We start from the raw sequence: 18,236 nt of genomic DNA, 5'->3' as shown, positions 1-18,236 counted from the left end.
TGTTTGATCTGAACGACTTAGTAATATGTCGGTGCAGAGAACACAACTTTTGAGCTTGCGTCACTTGTTGAAGTGAATGTCAATGAATCCTTGAAAGCATCCACTGCGGAAGAAGCACTTGTATACTTGTTTTCTGCAATGTTACATTTTGACTCATTGTATTTTTTGATCACAGCTGTTTTGATCGTAGAGTAATCTGCTCCAATTGCTTGGTTATCAGCAATCGTAATCAAAGAACAATTTACTCCTGCATCAATTTGCGTTTTGGAAGAGATACATGAATTGATCAAACCAACTGATACCAAACAATCTGCTTGTGCGCCTTGCGGTGTGAAAGGGTTGGCTACAAGGTAGGTAAGTAGTGTAGTATCTTCATTTTTCTTTCCTGAAGACTGCGCACAATTTACAAATGACATTGTAGACAAAGCCACGATCACTGCCAGGGAGACGAATCCGGATTTTACTTTAATGGATTTCATATTTTTTCTTTCTCCTTTTCCTTAGAATGTTGCAACGATACCTAAAGTAACACCGTTTTGATGTGATTGAGGTTGTCCTTTCTCATCAGTGAATACTTGGCCTTTCGCTTGGTCTCTTCTGAAGTCAACCTTAATGATAATGTTGTCTCCATAGTAGTAAGTAGGTGTGATTGTGAATGTTTGAGCACTTCCTAGGTAGTATTTAGTGCTGTTGTATCCTAATCCACTCATGTATTGAAGGTCATATCTTCCAGCCGCGTTATTGCTAACTCCGAGTGGTGCACCGTTTCTAGAATCGTCAATTCTTTCATAACGACCGGCAAGAGCCCACTTATCAGTAAACTTATAACGACCCCAAAGTCCGTAAGTTTTGTATACACGTTTCGCATTGCTATCATCACGAGTGAGCGATACTTTTGTAGTTCCTGTTCCGTCTACGTCAACTTGTGTAGTTGGATCGTTGAGAGTCGCAGCTGCTCCACTTTTATCACCTTGAGTGTAATCAAACACGAGAAGAGTTTTGTCGTTTGGCGTGAAACTCAAGATTACGTTGTTGATTAACCAGTAGTCATTTTGGTAACTTGCACGTCGTGCATTGATTGGAGTTCCGTATACTTCGTTCATCCAGTAGTCGCCATTGGATGGTCGTGCATAAGTAACATCAACACCGTATAAAGTGTTCCAAGCAACTTTCAACTTATCAGAAATAATGTCATAGGAAACTTGAGTTCCCACTGCTTTATTTTTGTTAACGCCGTCACGGTAAGTAGATATGTTTGCATTGTTATATGCAGAGATATCAGAACCAGTTCCACCGACACTGTTATATAAGTAGAAACCAAGGTTTAACTTATCGGAAACAGCTAAGTTTGCTCTTGCACCTGTGTTAATGAACGGGATTGTGTTAAAGAAGATGTATCCAATTGTATAGGTTGGGTTATCTTTCGTATCCAATACTTCGTAACCGATGTGAGTAGCCATTTTACCCATATCAACCGTTAAACCTTTTAAAACAGGAAAGTAAAATGAAACGTATGCTTGTTGGAGCATATTCATGTTTACAGTACTGTTTGTTTGGTTATAAGGTGCTTCTTGATAAACGTTATTTTGACCGTTTTGGAAAACAGTTCTAAAACCCCAAGGACTATCTTTGTCCGCAAGCTTTTGCAAATCGAGCACTGCCGCAGATACGCCGAATTGTTTGTTTTGCGTGTTGAAAGTTCCAGAGGAATCACGTTTAGCTCCCTCCACGTTGTTTGCTGTATACATGTAGAATACATCTACGTAACCAGAAACGTTGATCTTATCGTACCAAGATTTTTCTTTTGCTTCGCCTTGTGCAAAAACTGAACTTGAAACGAGAAGGGCAACCGAAGTTGCGAGAAGAGTATATTTATTTCTCATTTGCCATTTCTCCTATGTTAACATCGTTTGCAAGTTGTGTACCAGGTTGGCATGCCAACTACTCGGGGAAGGCAGAAAAATGAGAAGAAATGGAATTCGTTGGTAAAAATTCAGAAAAAATATTGAAATTTGTTTAATAAAAGAACAAAGTTAGGACCTAGATCGTTACTGAATTTTTTTTATTTGGACAGTTTGTTTATAAATTCAGCAGAATGGATGATTAATCTTTGAAATTCATTTTCTTTAGGCGATTCCAAAACTAGGTCCAAAAGGTACGCTAAGAGCTCTCCGTAATTCGTTTTGGGAAAAAGTGGGAAGGTTTTTGCCAAATCATTTCCATTGACTGCCAAATCGGAGAGAAGAAGGGGATGTTTTTCTTCCCATAGTTTAACAAATGTTTCTGTATGAATTCCAAAAATAGGATTCATTTTGTCCAAAAAGTTTTTATCGATTACTTGTCTTTGTTGGAAGTGCCGTTTAACGGGCGCTAGAAACTCTTTTTTGATTTGATAGATAGCGAGATTGTTTTTATTTTCAATTGAGTGCCATTTGTTCATTAATTCTAAAAACAATAAAGAATCTTTTATGTTTTGGCCTGAAAACTTCAATGTCCTTAAAATCGATTCTAAGTTTTTAAGCGTTAAATCAGAAATGATTGAATCAAACGCAATCGCAAGTTGCAATCCAATGATCTCTTTAGTGACTTGATTGAGTAAATGGATTTTATTTGGATTAATGGATATTGAATTTGTCAGACTTGGAACAAATAGAGGAAAAATATTTTCTTCCACTAAGAGTTGGATCATTTTGGCTGGATTGTCACCTAAAAATGATTTTAGGATTTCATCTTGAAATCGTTCTAAAGATATCTTTTGAGTGATCGATTTTGTTTCTTGGATTGCTTTTTTTGTTTCGAACTCAATTGTAAAATCGAGAGTACTTGCAAATCGTAATGCTCGAATTGGTCTTAAACCATCTTCACTGAATCGCTTGATTGGATTCCCTATTGTTCGAATCAGTTTATTTTCAATATCGTTTAAACCAAAGTGTTCATCTACAAGTTGTCCCGTTTGTAAATCATATGCCAAGGCATTCATTGTGAAATCACGTCGTTTTAGATCTTCTTGTAATGTTGTACCAAACTCGACGTGTTCTGGCCTTCTGCCATCCAGATAATCTTTGTCAATACGATAAGTAGTGACTTCATAATTGATTCTGTCTAAAACGATGGTAACAGTTCCGTGGTCGATGCCTGTGTCGATTACTGTTCGGAAAAGTTTTTTGACTTGTTTGGGTTCTGCATTGGTTGTGAAGTCGTATTCTTTTGGAATTTTATTCATCACAAGGTCCCTTACAGAACCACCAACCAAATAACATTCATACCCTGCTTTTTTTAGGGTGGAGTTAATGGTTTCTAAATGGTGTCTGTTAAAATCTGGAACTAGTGAATGGAAGTTTATTGGCAATTTCTACACTTGCCTCTAAATACAATTTCTACTGATTCTGTCGTAAAACCTTTGAGTTGTTTAGAGGAAGGCATTCCATTCCATGGATCATCGATGCATTCTATTTTACCACATACATTGCAGATCAAATGGCCATGAGCGGCCGAGACTACATGATTGCCGTCAGACTTTAATTCAAAGTAAGTCACCCGGTCTGTTGAGTGAAGTGAGTTGAGAAGATTTTTTTCTTCCAAGTCTGAAAGAGCACGGTAGATGGTCACTCGGTCCCAAGATTCTTCTTTGGGAAGTTTTTCCATGATTTCTTGGTGGTTGAGTGGTCTAGGGGATCCTTGCAAAATAGATAAAACTTGTTCTCTGTTTTTTGTAACTTTAAGTCCAATTTTTTTGAGAATTTGAGAAGGATCACCAGCCATATACAATGGTTATCTAAGAATGGGAGAGATTGTCTATTCTAAAATCACATTGGATTTCCAGATTTCCCAATAACGTATCCCCATTTGTGTATGGACTTTAAGAAACTCTTCGATTTCCTGACCTTGGGATTTTGGGACAATGACCGGAGCTATACCCAAGTCCAACTTTCGGTTTAAGATTGTATCGATTTCTGATTTTGCATCCTTTGTGACACGATCACAATCCTCTTTCCTATCCTGCAGTTGGTGGGAATGTTTTGCACAAAAAGTTGCGGTTTGTATCACAGACCCGTCTTCCAAAAGACGATCCAATTGTTTATTGATCGAGGGTTTACAAGCAAAGGCAATGGAAACAAAATTGATCATTAAAAATAATCGAAAGAATGTTTGATGGCTCATACTTTTGAATCTTGAGCAAAATTGGCAAGTTGATCAGCTCGTGCATTTTGTTCGCGAGGGATGTATTGGATTTCAAAATTTTCAAAAGAGGATTTTAGTTCTTCACATTTTGATTTGAATACCATCAAATCTTTGTTTTTGACTTTGTATTCACCTTTCATCTGTTTGACGACTAATTCCGAATCTAACCTGAATTTTGTTTTTTTAATATTTTGTTTGATTGCTTCTTCCATTCCACGAAGTAACGCATGCCATTCGGCAATGTTATTGGTTGCGTTCCCGATTTTTTCAGATACGAAAAAAAATTCGATACCATCATTGTTTTGGAAGGAAACTCCAATGGCAGCAGGTCCTGGATTTCCTCGTGAGCTTCCATCGCAATAAATAAAGGTTGTGTCTTTTGTGGACATATAGTCGACATTCTTTTGGTCGTGATCCCTCTCACCAATCAAAAACATGAACCAATCTGAAAAAAAAGTCGGTGATTTGGAAATTGGGAGGACTTTTTCAAGGAGGCATGATAAATGGAGCGTATTGGGTGGCGGGTGGATCTCCCCACCCAGTTCGATTAGGGCGGGGAAGTATACGTTAATATCCCCCCAAAGGAAAACCAAATGACGGAACGAGGATTAGGCGCCCTCATTATGTTTGAAAATCGCCTTCGCAAACTAAAAAAAGAACGCGAAAAATGGGCAAAAAAAAACTCCATCGAATGTTATCGCATTTATTCTGAAGATATTCCTCAGGTAGCTTGTATTTTAGATCGATACCCCAATGGTTTTGTGTTATATGATAAAAGTTCACTACGTTTCAAAGCAGAAAGTGATCACCATGAAAGATTAACAACAATACAAGCAATCATTCGAGATGTATTTCAGTTGAGCGAAAGCGATTTGTTTCTCAAACAAAGGCAAAAACAAAAAGGCAAAGATCAATATGAAAAATTTGCGTTGGAAGGGAATTTTTTCTGGGTGAAAGAATCCAATTTAGAATTTCGCATTAATTTAACTGATTATTTAGACACTGGATTGTTTTTGGACCATCGTGTGACGCGAGGTTGGATCAAAGAGAAATCAAAAAATCAATCTATTCTCAACTTATTTTCGTATACTGGTGCCTTTTCCGTTTACGCGGCATCAGGTGGGGCAAAAAAAACTAAGAGTGTCGATTTATCTAAAACCTATTGTGATTGGGCAAAACAAAATTTGGAACGGAATGGATTTGGTGGTCAAAATCACCAGATCATCAATGCTGATATTTTAAAGTGGATTGAAGACGAAACCAGAAATGCAAATCGAGAGAGATATGATTTGATTTTTTTAGATCCACCTACATTCTCCAATAGTAAAAAAATGTATGAAGAATGGGATGTGCAAGCCAAACATAAAAACTTACTTTTATTATTGTTATCAAAATTTCTAAATGAAAATGGAGAGATTTGGTTTTCTACAAATTTTAGAAAATTCAAAATGGAAGTGGAAGACGAAGAATGGAAGGAAAGAGGGTACATATGCACCAACAAAACCAAAGATTCAATTCCCCTTGACTTTCGAGATGATAAGATCCATCAACTTTTCTGTATCACACCAAATCATGACGTAACGATTTGATTAGGATTGATTGATTACGGAGCAAAATTTGAAATGAATTTAAGTTTTACAAAGAAAATGGTTTTAGATGAAGAAGTGGTGGAAGATGATTCCGTAACCGTGTATCTACGTTCCTACTTAAAAACTAATTTTATAGAAAGAATGGTAAAAATTAAATTTTTGAATTTTATACCGAACCATATTGTTTTTACTTCTTATCAATTCGGAAATGCAATTTGGAATATTGGCAATGGAATTGTGGAAGCAAATTTTTGGGAATCGGAAGAAGAATTGATTGAGAGATCTAATCTTACAAAACACTTCCAATCTTCATTTGAAAATTCATCTGTTACGGTGGAGTATGCTATAAAAAGAATTATTCCAGATACTTTATCCGCTTCTTTAGATGGTGAGCTCACGGAAAAAATCAATGAGTTGGTTATTCAAAACAAAATTCACAATGATCTTACATGGAACCAATTGTTGAAGAACTATAGAGCCCTATCAAATGAATTCATTAAAAATCTTGAAAATAAAATTTGATTTTTGAATTACTGATTTATAAAAGGATCAATACGTTCCGCGAGGATCCTTCGGTTTTCACCTGATTGTAATGACAATATTCCTCGCATAATCGCCTGACGTTCATTACTTTCTCTTTTTGCTACGACTTTGAGTTGGTTTGAAATGGGTAATAAAATTAAGTTTGCGAAAGAAATACCATAAAATGTAGCGATGAATGCAGTTGCAATCCCTTGCCCTAATGCCTTTGTTCCACCATCCAAATTTTCAAGTACAGTCACAAGGCCAAGAACTGTACCAATGATTCCAATAGTGGGAGAAAATCCAGCTGCAGTTTCAAATACTTTTGCCGACTTCATATCTTCTTTTTCTTTTTCTTCGTGCGCTTCCCATAAAATTTCTTCGATCGTCCTTGGATCTGATCCATCCACGATTAACTGAATTCCCTTTTGCAAAAAAGAATTATCTAATTTTTTAGATTCATCTTCTAACGAAAGTAAACCGTCTTTTCTTGCTTTTTCCCAAAACCGAAAGAATACTAATTTCAGATCAGTTTCCTTTCTTTTTTTTAAGGCAAAACGTGTGTCACGCACTGCTCTTGAGATTTGAGTGAGTGAAAATGAGGCAAAGGTTGCACCTAAAGTGCCTCCGATAATGAGAAACATAGCAGGTACATGGAAAAATGACCTTAATGATGCACCTTCTATTAAGATCGCAACAAAAACGGATAAAATCGATGTTAGGATGCCTAACAGTGTTGAATGGATCATTGGATTCTTGCCTCTTTTAAATCAGGACGAACACTAATTCGCCTGAGTGAATCTTTTTTTTCGATAACTTCATTTTTGAGACGTTCCCAAATCACAGAATTTGGATTTTCTCTTAACCTTGTTGAAATGACAGGTTCAACTTCTTTCCAGTTTTCTTGGTTGATATACAGCCTAACTCTCGCTAATTCTAGTTCGTTTGCTTGTTCTTGTTGGTTATTGGATCGATAGAATTTTTCTAATAAACTCATTGTGTTTAAAGCATGATTCCACTCTCCAAGAGATTCAAACATAGGGATTAATGAGTTCCATGCAAATTCTTGGAATTCAGAATCTTTACTTAAATCTTCCAAGATCGGAATGTAGTCTGCTTCAGGTGTTGTGAATTTTAAACTATTAAACGCAATTCTTAATAAGTCAGGTTTGGGTGATTCAAATTTTCTAGCCAATGCTATCGCATCTAAACTTAATTTGTTTTGGCCAATGCTGTGGTAAAATTTCGCATAGGAAGAAAAAGATTCATAATAGAGGTGTTTGATATCATTTGCATCTTTTCTTAAATCTCCAGAGGAATACTTTAACACAGAATCAAGCACGGTTACTGCTTCCAAAAAAGTTAAATTGTCTAATTTTTCTGCGAAGTATTTTAATTTCCAATCTGAGGGAAGTGCACTGGAATAATTGATTTTATTTGCCATGTAATTTGGATAATAAATATCAAAATTCCAAAAAGACTTTCTGCTAAGAAGGGACAAAGCATTGATGTGATGGAATTGATTTGTTTTATTACGGGTTGTAATGATTAAAAAAGGATGATTTTTTTCACTCAATCTTTCAATATAAGAAATAATCTGAGATTGATTTGAATTTAAACCTAAAACAACTGTTTTGCCTTCAATTTCGGAACGTTTCGGTAAAAAAGGATTTGATGGGAATGGCAAAACAGATTTGTAAAAAATATATTCTTCTTCATTGAAATTGAGATTCGTAATTGCATATGGAATAGGATCGAATATTTCTTTTTTGGAAAAAGGTGTACTTGTTCGAATTGTAGGAGGTGAAAAAAATAGGATTACTATAAGACTTGCCACAACTAACATCGCAATTCTTGGCAATCGGATTATGTGTTTTTGTAAAAGGTAAGGATACATCAATACTGGAACAAATAACATTGCAGTCAATGTACGAATTCCCATTGGCAAATTCCAAAAATACAAAAGAAAAGAAATGCCTAGATAAATGCTGGTTTCAATTCCAATCATCAAATATTCTTTATAAGGCGTTTTGTTAGGTTTAAAAAAACCAACGATTGTTCCTGTGATGATACAAAGCGCAATAAAAAATGAACTCCAATATGTTTGGTAAATGAAAAAGAAAAAAGCAAATAATAAAGAGACTCTACCAATTAAATAAACTGCTTTCGTTTCTTTTTTTAATCCACTAAGTAAAGATAAAACCCTTCCAATCGTAACCGAGAAGGAGATGGATAAGATGAGTGGAATTTTTGGTCCTGGTTGGAAGTAAAGATGTAAAACACAATATGAGATCAGTAAAGATAAACCAGATCTGTAAAATGGCGCAAATAAAGGATGTTTCCCAATTTTCGATCTTATCTTGTAAAATTTGCTTGAGATAGGTGTTTGTTGGAACAACGTGCTAAAAAAATAAAAGGATAATAAAACATAGAGAGATGCAAGTAATACTTTGATCGAATAGTTTTGGTTAGGTTCAAATAAGGAATAAAAAGTAAATGTAGTAACACCCAGAGTAAAACTTAGGAACCGAAAATCGCGAAGAGAACCTCCGTAGATTCCAATTAAAAATGCAGATAAGATACTTCCCATTAAAACCAATTCAAAGGAAAAGATATAATCAATTAGAAACTCGGAAGTATTTCCTGAGAACAACCAAATGGCTTGCCCAATAGAAAGAATGAATAATCCTAAACTAATTGTGAATGATAAGTTTTGTTTGTACTTTCGATAAATGAAACCTGCAGCAAAGGATAGGGCGGTTAACGCTTGTAATATGGGATATGCAGTGTCCGTTCTATCAATGAGGGCCATTTCTGAACCTGCAACATAAAAGAACAAAGACAAAATATATCCAATTGATAGGCTTAGGCTAAATTCAAGTGAGGGGAAGAGGCCAGTTTCCCAGAATCGTTTCCATTGAGAGTCCATAGAATTGCTACCAATCTTGCGATATGGGTCTTCTTCGCAAACGAAAGAAATTCTAATTTTATTTGGCGGTGCACAAAATGTTTGACCAAAAGGGCCCTTGTGCCGATTTTGACTATAACTATGCTAACGTTCTTATCTATATCTTTTTTGGTTCTCTATGGCTTTGACATTGTGATGTTGTTTTACTTCGGCTTACACACATACCTTATGGTATTTTTGTATAGCCGAAACAAAGAAAACTGTGCGGAGGACGATACAAAGATCCTGTCCATCAAAGACAAAAATCTGCCAGTTGTCACTGTCCAATTGCCAATTTTTAACGAATTTTATGTTGTAGATCGTTTGATTGAATCTGCATGCAATTTACAATACCCGGCTAAAAAACTCCAAATCCAAGTTTTGGATGATTCCACTGATGAAACCATTGAAAAGGTGGCGGGACTCGTTTCGCAGTACAAAAAACAAGGCATCTGGATTGAACATGTCCATAGAACCAATCGCAAAGGCCACAAAGCAGGTGCTTTGGACGAAGGAATGGCAAAAGCCAAAGGCGATTATATCGCCATATTCGATGCTGACTTTACCCCAGACCCAGACTTTTTACTCCGTACAATGGGTTATTTCGATGACGAATCCATTGGGATGGTACAGACGAGATGGGGCCACATCAACGAAACTTATAACATCCTTACAAAGGCACAAAGTTTTGGAATCGATGGCCACTTCATGATCGAACAAGTGGCGCGTAATGGTTCCAACTTGTGGATGAATTTCAATGGAACTGCTGGGATTTGGAGACGCTCTTGTATCGAAGATGCCGGTGGTTGGGAACATGATACTCTCACAGAAGATTTCGACTTATCCTACCGTGCGGAACTCAAAGGTTGGAAGTTCCGTTACATCAAAGATGTGGTTTGCAAGGCGGAAATCCCTGCGACCATGAATGCATACAAAGCCCAACAATTTCGTTGGTGTAAAGGTTCCATCCAAACTGCAGTCAAACTCATCCCTAGGATTTGGAAGTCCAATGAATCATGGAAAATTAAGGGAGAGGCAATCACCCACCTCATCAATTATTCCGTGCATCCCCTAATGATCATCAACATCTTGCTCACGGCGCCACTTTTACTGATGGAATATTGGGCTGGGTTTAAGATGGAAGACCTTCCAATGGAGATACTTTTTGGATCGGCAGCATTCCTTTCGATCGGATCGATGGGTCCCGTTATTTTTTACGCATATTCCCAACGTGAAATCCATAAAAACTGGAAGTCCAAACTCATTTACCTGCCTGTTCTTGTGATGATTGGAACCGGTATTGCTGTGATGAATACGTATGCTTGGATGGAAGCAGTTTTTGGCATCCAGTCAGGTTTCAAACGTACTCCAAAACTTCGCATCGAAAAGGAAGGGGATAGTTTACAGGACAAAATCAAATATGTGGTCCCTGTCGATTACCGCGCTTTTCTTGAATTTTTTATGGGTGCGTATTGTGTCTTTTGCATCTATTTATCCTTTATGGTCGGAAAACCTTATATGATTGGTTTCATGGTTCTCTATTCCATTGGGTTTTTCTATGTCTCTTTCCTATCTGTTGCGGAATCGTTTTGGAAGTTCAAACCAGCGACCAAGGCAGAAAAGGAACTACGTGCCGTCGCTTAAGGAAAGGCGATGGTACTTACTTGACGAAACCTTTCCTTCCAAAAAGCTGTAAATTCAACCTAGGTTCAGGGGTCATCCATGAGTGAAAAAGTCTACTGCGCGAACTGTTTGCATTGTGTTGTGGTTCGCCAATACGAGTCGGAGCAAGATAAATACATTCTTCGCGTAAAATGTAACAAGAAGAAATGGTCTAAACGTTCCGGTGAAGAAAAACTTTATAAATACTTTACTGTCGCTCGTCGTATGCAAACCAATTGTGAGTATTACGAGGAAATGGGAGAGATTTTACCTTATATCAAAAACTTGAAAAAAGAACTCCCAATCAAAGACGAAATCTACATGGTGAAAGCCGTCTAAATCATAACTGGCGTGTTGTTTCCCAGGTTACCTCGCGCCTTCGCTCGAAAATTTCACAAAACGGAAAACAAAAGAGAACGGACAATCCAGGGTCAATTCCTGATCCCCGTTCCTTCGGGCAGCGTACTTTCAGATTCTTATCCAACTAGAGTTTCGCATGGCCAGCTTATGTTGTCACATAACGGAACCAAGGTGCTTGCTCCCGTCAATGGGGTAGCAACATTAACTCCTGACCAAAAATACTTCCAAATCAAACAAGATGGTTCTTGGTCGACCAGTGCGGAGTATAAATTCCAGACATATGATCTTGGGTCCATGTTACAGGCGTTTGATGATGGTGCGCTTGCCTCTCTTGATTTGGTGAATACTCCATTAAAGGATTATTTTACAAAGTTCAATCCCAATTCATCCTTTTCCTTAATCCTTTCCCCATTTTCCAGATACCAACATCTTGATTTTGAAGAGATGACATTAACCTCAATGAAAGAGGCTTTTCATAGTTTTGTTGCACTACTAAAAACTGTTTTCCCAAAAGCAGAGGTAAAAAATTTTTTCGAAATTCAAAATTTACAATTTGAACATCCCAATGGGATTCCTGAATATTTTTTGCATAAACAATTTCAATGGGATGTATTAAAGTCAAAAAAAGCACTCAATACTTATGAAGTATTGTATTTAGGTGCAGAGACAATCTACCATCTTTTAAGAAAGTTATACTTTGGTGAGCCTTTCACCAAACGGCATTTAGCTGTGTTTCTCGTGGATCGAAAAGGTAGGATGGATTTAGAACCTCGTCAATATTTTTTGACAAATGGTCAGTCTTTGGCGTTTATTCCAGCTAATATGGATAAACGTTATAAAATTGCTTCGTTTGATACAGTTTTTGAAGCAATCCAACCAATGGATGTGCAATCTTTAGGTTACTTCAATATCTATGATCATTATTCGATTACTCTTTATGAAAAACTTCCAATTTCACGTAAAGAATTCAGTTGCATCGATTGTATGGAATGCAATCAATATTGCCCAACACAAGCAAATCCGATTCAATTGATTAAAGGAAAAAAAGAAGAATTCGATAAGGATAAATGTGTGAGTTGTGGGATATGTTCTGTATACTGTCCTGCAGGTATCGATATTAGAAAACGTATCGAAGAAGTTTTGGTTTAAATTAAAATGTTAAAAAACCTTTACATACTTTCTGAAAACAGTTGGGGAATTAAATCTTCCGAAATTTTTGCAGATTTTTTCTATTTTATATCATTAATAGGATTTTTGGGTTATTCACTCGCCTTCGTTACACCCATCCCTATCATTCCTATTTTATTGGTGTCACTGATCACTTTAGTGTATCTTGGTATATGCATTCGAGTGAACCAATCCCCCTATTGGTTGGGCCTTATCTCTCAATTACTATTAGTGATCATAATTTTGCCAACTACATGGTTTGATCCAATACTATTAACTTTAAGTTTTATTTTATCTTATGCCCTTCATTATTTTTTAATACAAAACTATTCAATTCGTACACAAATCGTAAGTTTAGTTTTCCTAGTTCTGTTTATATTGGATACGGCATTTTCACTGATTGGATACCAACTTCGCCAAACATATGAATTACAATCTTTTTCTGGGATTAATCTGGAAACTTCTGTATTCCCTATTTCGATTCCTTGGGTGGCATACGATCCGTCTCAAATCATACGGTTTACTTCCATTGTGGAAAGTTTGGGTATTTATGTACTCGTTTGTGTTGCATGGGTTTCATTTCGAAGGACAATATTACTTAGTTTTTTTCTATTATGGTCACTGCTCTTTTTCGTTTGGGGTTTAGGCAGCGGCATTTCTGGAACCCTTTGGCTTTTGTCGTTTGCATCAATGGCGTTTTTTTTGCAATTAGCTCCAGGTCGAAATTTTTACGGATCATATTATGTGACATTATTAAGTTTTGTAATTTTACTTCCCATTGCTTTCTTTGTAGGGAAAATGGGGATAAGTGCAATTTGGGTAGTGATCGTTTTTTTTCTGGTAGAGGCTCTTTTTGTTAGGGTTTTTCTTGGAAAATAAGGCGAGTTTGGAAAGGTGGGAGTAAGTAATACCAAATGAATCAACTTCTGGAGATTCTTGATCCGAAGAATATCATTTTCGATTTTAAAGCATCCACAAAAGAAGATGCGATTCGTAAAATGATTTCTCATATGGTCGCCACACAAACATTAGACGCTGTTCATGAAGAAGAAACTGTTTCTTCATTAATGAATCGTGAAAAATCGATGTCGACTGGCATTGGCAGTGGTGTTGCAATTCCTCATTGTTCCGTTCACTATGTTAACGAATTAAAATATGCAATGGCAATCTCACCAAATGGAATTGATTTTGACGCATTAGATCATGGCCTGGTTCAAATTTTCATCATGTTAATCGTTCCTAAAAATAAATTTCAGGATCATATCAAAACATTGGCTTTGATTGCAAAAACTCTAAACATTCCAGAAGAAAGAGAAAAGCTTATTAAAGCCAAAAATTTCGAAGAAATTCAAAAGGCATTCCTCTCTAAAAGTTAACGTTGTGAAGTCGGAAATTTTCCGTTTTCTTTATTATTTGCTTTTACTTTCGGCGGTAAGCACCTTTGTTTCGGAATTTCATACCCAAGATAAAACATATTTATTTGCTGATTCTGGAATCACAGATATACAATCTACCCACAAAAGTTTTTTTACATCGTATTCAGAATTCTGGATCAGAATTTTGTTTGAGTCGGGTGGACTCACTCAAAATGGAGAGTTCGTTTATAGTCATATAGGTAGTCGATTTTTTGCGACTTTACATCTGGCGATCTTTAGTATCGTATTCGGCGCTTTTTTTGCTTTCAGCTTATCTTTGTTAGTTGCATATCTAAAGTCTGATTCCTTATACAAATTTGTTTTTTTTATAGCAAATTTTATCCTTTCTACACCTATTTTTATTTTTGCAATTGTTCTCCTTCTTGTGTTTTTCTATAAGTTAGAGTGGTTTCCTCCTGGCGGGTATGAATCAGGTAATATGTATTATGTGGTATTACCAGGTGTGGCATTGGGTTCTAGAATATTTGCAAGATTGGCTTTGTATCTATTGCCTGAAGTGAAGAGAGAATCAAATTCTAAATATGTTCAACTGTTATTAACCCGATCATATCCTTGGAGTCATATAGTTAGGATTGAAATATTTTTAAAGGTTTTACCTGTAACTTTAATTCTCTTGGTTTTGGATTTTGGTTCCTTACTTTCGGGTGCAATGGTAGTAGAAGAAATATTCTTTTTCCCTGGTATTGGTAAATCATTATATTATTCGATTAAATCAATGGATACATACCTTTTATCAACCTTATTAATGTATTCGGGGATTCTCTTTTATATTTTGAATCGTCTAGGATTTTATTTACAAAAATATTTTTCTGGGGAGTATCAAAATGCTCCTTAATTTGATCCGTATTTTCTTCTATGGTATTATATTCTATGGAGTTTTATTTTTAAAGGCACCGACATATGTAGATTTGTCCAACAACAACCTACCAATTTTCTCTGATGACTTTTTTTTTGGTACAGATCGATTAGGAAGGGATAATTTGGCTTTATTTTGTTTTGGGTCTTTCTCTACAATTTTACTTGCGATTCCTGCTAGATTATTCACAATCCTCTTTTCGTTTTTAATTTCTTCCATTTCTCTTTTTTTTAAATCCAAAGCAGACTTTGTTTTATCGGGGTTTGTTTCGGTTTTCCTTTCCCTACCTTCACTCCTTTCGGCCCTAGTTATCATTACTATTTTGCCTGATAACCCCATTTCTATTTTAATTGCAATTGTCGTTTCAGATTGGGCGATTGCCTATGAATCGTTAACAGCAAAAATCAGAGAAATTCAATCAAGTCCATACATAACAGCTTCCATTTGTTTCGGTGCCAATCCAATCCAATTAGTTGCAATCCATTATGTGCCTGCATTAAAATCGATGTTTCGTTATTTATTTTTTTCAGGATTGCCAACAGTTGTGATGACAATGTCACTTTTTTCTTATTTGGGAATTCAGACTTCTTTCGGAGAGACCGGGCCGGGACTCGGAGAACAAATTTCATTTTCCAAAGATTATTTTGACAAATCACCTTTTTCCGTTTTGCTTCCGATTATTGCCATTTTAATCTTGGTGTATTCCTTGGGGTCCCGTAATCATAAACATGAAACATAAGATCTCAGCATTTTTATTAATCATTGGATTACTTAGCCATACGATTCCTTTGTTCTCCATCGATGATTATTATAATTTCCCAAACCAATCATACAAGGGAAGTGTTAGTTTTGAGTCGAGTCGAACTCTTTGTATTTTCCCATTTGCAGCCGTAAAAGAAGATAATTCGAAAGAATATTTAATGAAGGGGATTCCTTCTGTTTTATTGTCTGATCTGCGTAATTTAGAATATACTTATGTGGAGAATCCTAGAAAGAATATCATTTACCATTCCTTTGGCGATAACCCACAGTTAACGCTACAGGAGAAAATTGATGCAGAAGAAACGAACGTTAAAAGAAAGAAGAAAGAAATTAACGACGAAAAGGACTTGGATGATTTAAGGATTGGAAAAAAACAAGTTTCTCCTGAAAAAGATCCTCGTTATATAAAAATTACAATCAAACAGATGTGGGATAAGAAACCATTGTCTCCGGATGAAGCGTTTGGCGTTGCAACGAAGTTCAATTGCGATTACGTATTGTCCGGATCCTTTGAGGTATTCGATAATTCATTAAAAACTAAAGTGTTTTTATTTGATGATTATGAAGGTAAATCGACACCTTTTGAGCACCAAACCTCAGTTATCAGAGCATACCAAGAGATGTCACCACTTGGTGAATCAATCAAGGAAAAGTTGCAAGGGAAGGAAACTACAAACCTTGGAATCACTGCAAATGGAGAAGAGGGTGCCCTTGTTTATTTGGATGGGATTTATTTAGGAAAAACTCCTTTGATCGAAAAGAAATTCCCTATTGGGAATCGATCTCTTTTTATTTTCAAAGAAGGGTTTTATCCCTTCAAATCTAACATCCTTCTGGAAAAAGGAAAAAAATTCCAGTTAGACGTGACGTTAAATTTGAAATTGAATCGATCCTTTTTATCTGTTACTTCAGATGTTGAATCGGATGTGTATTTGGGTATTCAATATTTAGGTAAAACGCCCATTAATCGAATGCCAATCCCTTCTGGTATGAATCGTTTGCGATTATCAAAAGAAGGTTACATCGATTCATTTCGTGCAATTGATGCGAAAGATGACGAAGAAACATCAATTGCTGTTCAAATGCGGGAAGGACAAACAGAAGTTTATTATAAGAATAAACAAAATGTTTTTTTAGATCATACTTATAAGGACTTCACCACCTATTCAATCTACGGATCATTATTGTTTTATGCAAGTTATGCATATTTGAATTATGCATCTCGCCAAACATACGCAGGTGCTAGGTCACAAGTGAATTTAACTAATTTTGTAACGATAACATCTTTTTATCAAAATAACCCAAACGAGTTCCTTTTTTGGTATTACACACAAAATAAAATTATCGAAGATGCTGAATCTGAGGCAAAATACTTAAAACAAATGGCTGGCACACTTCCTATAGAAAACAGAAAGGATCGTCAATTGGTTGCTGGTCCTATGGTTGTTTTGATCGGGCTAATGTTGGTTTCTGCTGCTACCTTTTATTTTTTAGGGTTAGACCAGGAGACATTAGAAATAGGATTTTTGCCGGTTAATCCTTCCAGCGTGAGTTATGGACAAAACTCGCGTGAAGGATATGGTTATATGCAATTCAATGTTCGATATTGAATTTTTTTGATTTAAATATGTGAATTGGAATGATGTTTCGTATAAGTAAGGTTATGTGATGCTTACTTGCGATGTAAATATTTGGAGTTAATTTCGGTTCATGGAATCTATTGAGTATAAAGTTTTATTGTCGGATGATGATGCTTTAATGGCAATTGTAGCAGAATGGTATATGGAAGAATGGAGAATCCCTTTTGAAAAAACAATCGCAAAGTTAAAGGCAGTAACAGCGGACCCATCGCAATTCCAGTTAGTTTTATTTGAGAATTCCATTCCTGTGGGAACAGGTGGTGTTTACCACCACGTAGGTTTATTAGAACAACAGCCAAAATTTAAAATCCACAAACATTGGTTAGCCTTGGTTTATACAAAACCCCGGATTCGTAAGAACGGTTTTGGTTCGAAACTCTGTGGTTATTTAGAGAAAATGGCTAAGGAACGCGGAATTTTGGAGCTACACTTGTTTTCTGATACAGCTGTCTCATTGTATGAGCGACTTGGTTGGTCTAAAGTAGAGGTTGTTGGCTACGGAAGTCGGAATGTAACGGTTATGAAAAAGAATCTTTAGGGCCTTGTCAGTACTACGAAGGTATAGATCCCCGCCCTAATGGAACTGGGTGGGGAAAACCACCCGCCGCCCAATGTGTCCCGTTTACCACAAAACCCCAAATCTTTCCAACACAATCCAACCCTCACAAAAAATAATCCAAATAGGTTCACCTTTTCACCGTCAGGTGGCCTTCGATCAAACAATGAATGATAGAATTTGCAGATGGATCACAGAAGCTACTGTCATACCGGTGGATCGAAATGCGAATTGGTTCTCAGTTCATATCATTTCCAGTCTTAACCAATGTTTGTGCTCTCAATCTCTGGCCAATAGACTGATTCAGAGAGAATGGAAAAAACTGTATTTGAATTGCCGTATAATATACGATAGGTGCAAAGTCACACCATAGAATTTTTTTTGCACCAAATCGCTTATTGGGAATTAGGTGGCTCTTTGTTGGGTGCGCATTCGCGCCCGAACCATAACTTTAGTTCGTTCCAAACTTTCGGTTGCGGAGCCCTGGTCACTTCCGTTCTTGACTGAATTATGTCTCATTAGTGCTACCAATGAACCCAAACTCATATAAAAAAAAT

Annotated in this window: 19 protein-coding genes; 11 read left to right on the top strand and 8 right to left on the bottom strand. The window is 36.4% G+C overall.

Translation table 11 applies throughout. From position 1 onward, the window contains the following. Positions 1-17: 17 nt before the first annotated feature. The 6 genes from LEP1GSC202_RS02570 to LEP1GSC202_RS02545 form a co-directional block, all read right to left on the bottom strand. Complete coding sequence (locus LEP1GSC202_RS02570) at positions 18-479, bottom strand: hypothetical protein (RefSeq protein WP_015676270.1); 462 nt, start codon at positions 477-479, stop codon at positions 18-20. Positions 480-500: 21 nt separating this feature from the next. After that, positions 501-1,883 (bottom strand): outer membrane beta-barrel protein, encoded by a 1,383-nt coding sequence (locus LEP1GSC202_RS02565; RefSeq protein ID WP_015676115.1) that lies wholly within the window; start codon positions 1,881-1,883, stop codon positions 501-503. 179 nt (positions 1,884-2,062) lie between these two features. After that, complete coding sequence (locus LEP1GSC202_RS02560; protein WP_015676169.1) at positions 2,063-3,349, bottom strand: CCA tRNA nucleotidyltransferase; 1,287 nt, start codon at positions 3,347-3,349, stop codon at positions 2,063-2,065. Beyond that, a complete protein-coding gene (locus LEP1GSC202_RS02555) occupies positions 3,340-3,762 on the bottom strand; it encodes a Fur family transcriptional regulator (protein WP_015676248.1) in 423 nt (140 codons plus the stop codon). Before LEP1GSC202_RS02555 ends, LEP1GSC202_RS02560 begins: the two co-directional genes overlap by 10 nt. A 33-nt stretch (positions 3,763-3,795) precedes the next feature. Further along, positions 3,796-4,161, bottom strand: coding sequence for a hypothetical protein (locus LEP1GSC202_RS02550; RefSeq protein WP_039928000.1), 366 nt, complete (start codon positions 4,159-4,161; stop codon positions 3,796-3,798). Then, positions 4,158-4,571, bottom strand: coding sequence for a ribonuclease HI family protein (locus LEP1GSC202_RS02545; RefSeq protein WP_015676147.1), 414 nt, complete (start codon positions 4,569-4,571; stop codon positions 4,158-4,160). The genes LEP1GSC202_RS02550 and LEP1GSC202_RS02545 overlap by 4 nt, the downstream gene beginning before the upstream one ends. 204 nt (positions 4,572-4,775) lie before the next feature. Between LEP1GSC202_RS02545 and LEP1GSC202_RS02540 the strand changes: the two genes are divergently transcribed. Together LEP1GSC202_RS02540 and LEP1GSC202_RS02535 are read left to right on the top strand one after the other, a co-directional pair. Next, positions 4,776-5,771, top strand: coding sequence for a class I SAM-dependent methyltransferase (locus LEP1GSC202_RS02540; protein WP_015676242.1), 996 nt, complete (start codon positions 4,776-4,778; stop codon positions 5,769-5,771). Positions 5,772-5,804: 33 nt separating this feature from the next. Beyond that, on the top strand, positions 5,805-6,293 hold the full coding sequence (locus LEP1GSC202_RS02535; RefSeq protein ID WP_039928063.1) for a hypothetical protein: 489 nt from the start codon (positions 5,805-5,807) through the stop codon (positions 6,291-6,293). Between the two features lie 8 nt (positions 6,294-6,301). Here LEP1GSC202_RS02535 and LEP1GSC202_RS02530 read toward each other — a convergent pair whose 3' ends face one another. Both LEP1GSC202_RS02530 and LEP1GSC202_RS02525 read right to left on the bottom strand, forming a co-directional pair. Beyond that, complete coding sequence (locus LEP1GSC202_RS02530; RefSeq protein WP_015676233.1) at positions 6,302-7,042, bottom strand: motility protein A; 741 nt, start codon at positions 7,040-7,042, stop codon at positions 6,302-6,304. Further along, positions 7,039-9,222, bottom strand: coding sequence for a tetratricopeptide repeat protein (locus tag LEP1GSC202_RS02525; protein WP_015676293.1), 2,184 nt, complete (start codon positions 9,220-9,222; stop codon positions 7,039-7,041). The genes LEP1GSC202_RS02530 and LEP1GSC202_RS02525 overlap by 4 nt, the downstream gene beginning before the upstream one ends. A 120-nt stretch (positions 9,223-9,342) precedes the next feature. Here LEP1GSC202_RS02525 and LEP1GSC202_RS02520 point away from each other — a divergent pair, with 120 nt between their 5' ends. The 9 genes from LEP1GSC202_RS02520 to LEP1GSC202_RS02485 all read left to right on the top strand — a co-directional run bounded on the left by LEP1GSC202_RS02520 (position 9,343) and on the right by LEP1GSC202_RS02485 (position 17,661). Beyond that, positions 9,343-10,884 (top strand): cellulose synthase family protein, encoded by a 1,542-nt coding sequence (locus LEP1GSC202_RS02520; RefSeq protein ID WP_039927995.1) that lies wholly within the window; start codon positions 9,343-9,345, stop codon positions 10,882-10,884. Positions 10,885-10,962: 78 nt separating this feature from the next. Beyond that, positions 10,963-11,241: a hypothetical protein gene (locus tag LEP1GSC202_RS19580; RefSeq protein WP_002973362.1), complete on the top strand. Its 279-nt coding sequence runs from the start codon at positions 10,963-10,965 to the stop codon at positions 11,239-11,241. 168 nt (positions 11,242-11,409) lie between these two features. Further along, complete coding sequence (locus LEP1GSC202_RS02515) at positions 11,410-12,411, top strand: ATP-binding protein (protein WP_015676268.1); 1,002 nt, start codon at positions 11,410-11,412, stop codon at positions 12,409-12,411. A gap of 6 nt (positions 12,412-12,417) precedes the next feature. Continuing rightward, positions 12,418-13,308, top strand: a complete 891-nt coding sequence (locus LEP1GSC202_RS02510; RefSeq protein ID WP_015676278.1) for a hypothetical protein — start codon at positions 12,418-12,420, stop codon at positions 13,306-13,308. Positions 13,309-13,343: 35 nt separating this feature from the next. Beyond that, positions 13,344-13,805, top strand: coding sequence for a PTS sugar transporter subunit IIA (locus LEP1GSC202_RS02505; protein WP_015676122.1), 462 nt, complete (start codon positions 13,344-13,346; stop codon positions 13,803-13,805). 4 nt (positions 13,806-13,809) lie between these two features. Further along, on the top strand, positions 13,810-14,700 hold the full coding sequence (locus LEP1GSC202_RS02500; protein WP_015676125.1) for an ABC transporter permease subunit: 891 nt from the start codon (positions 13,810-13,812) through the stop codon (positions 14,698-14,700). Then, positions 14,690-15,460 (top strand): ABC transporter permease subunit, encoded by a 771-nt coding sequence (locus LEP1GSC202_RS02495; protein WP_039927992.1) that lies wholly within the window; start codon positions 14,690-14,692, stop codon positions 15,458-15,460. The genes LEP1GSC202_RS02500 and LEP1GSC202_RS02495 overlap by 11 nt, the downstream gene beginning before the upstream one ends. Then, positions 15,450-17,093 carry a PEGA domain-containing protein gene (locus tag LEP1GSC202_RS02490; protein ID WP_015676168.1) on the top strand — a complete coding sequence of 548 codons (1,644 nt, stop codon included), beginning with the start codon at positions 15,450-15,452 and terminating at the stop codon, positions 17,091-17,093. The genes LEP1GSC202_RS02495 and LEP1GSC202_RS02490 overlap by 11 nt, the downstream gene beginning before the upstream one ends. 100 nt (positions 17,094-17,193) lie before the next feature. Continuing rightward, entirely contained in the window at positions 17,194-17,661 is a 468-nt protein-coding gene (locus LEP1GSC202_RS02485; RefSeq protein WP_015676286.1) for a GNAT family N-acetyltransferase, read from the top strand. Positions 17,662-18,236: the final 575 nt, after the last annotated feature.

The sequence above is a fragment of the Leptospira yanagawae serovar Saopaulo str. Sao Paulo = ATCC 700523 genome (genome assembly GCF_000332475.2).
Lineage (GTDB): Bacteria > Spirochaetota > Leptospiria > Leptospirales > Leptospiraceae > Leptospira_A > Leptospira_A yanagawae.
The sequence above is the reverse complement of the archived record's forward strand: the minus strand, read 5'-3'. Positions and strand labels throughout refer to the sequence as shown.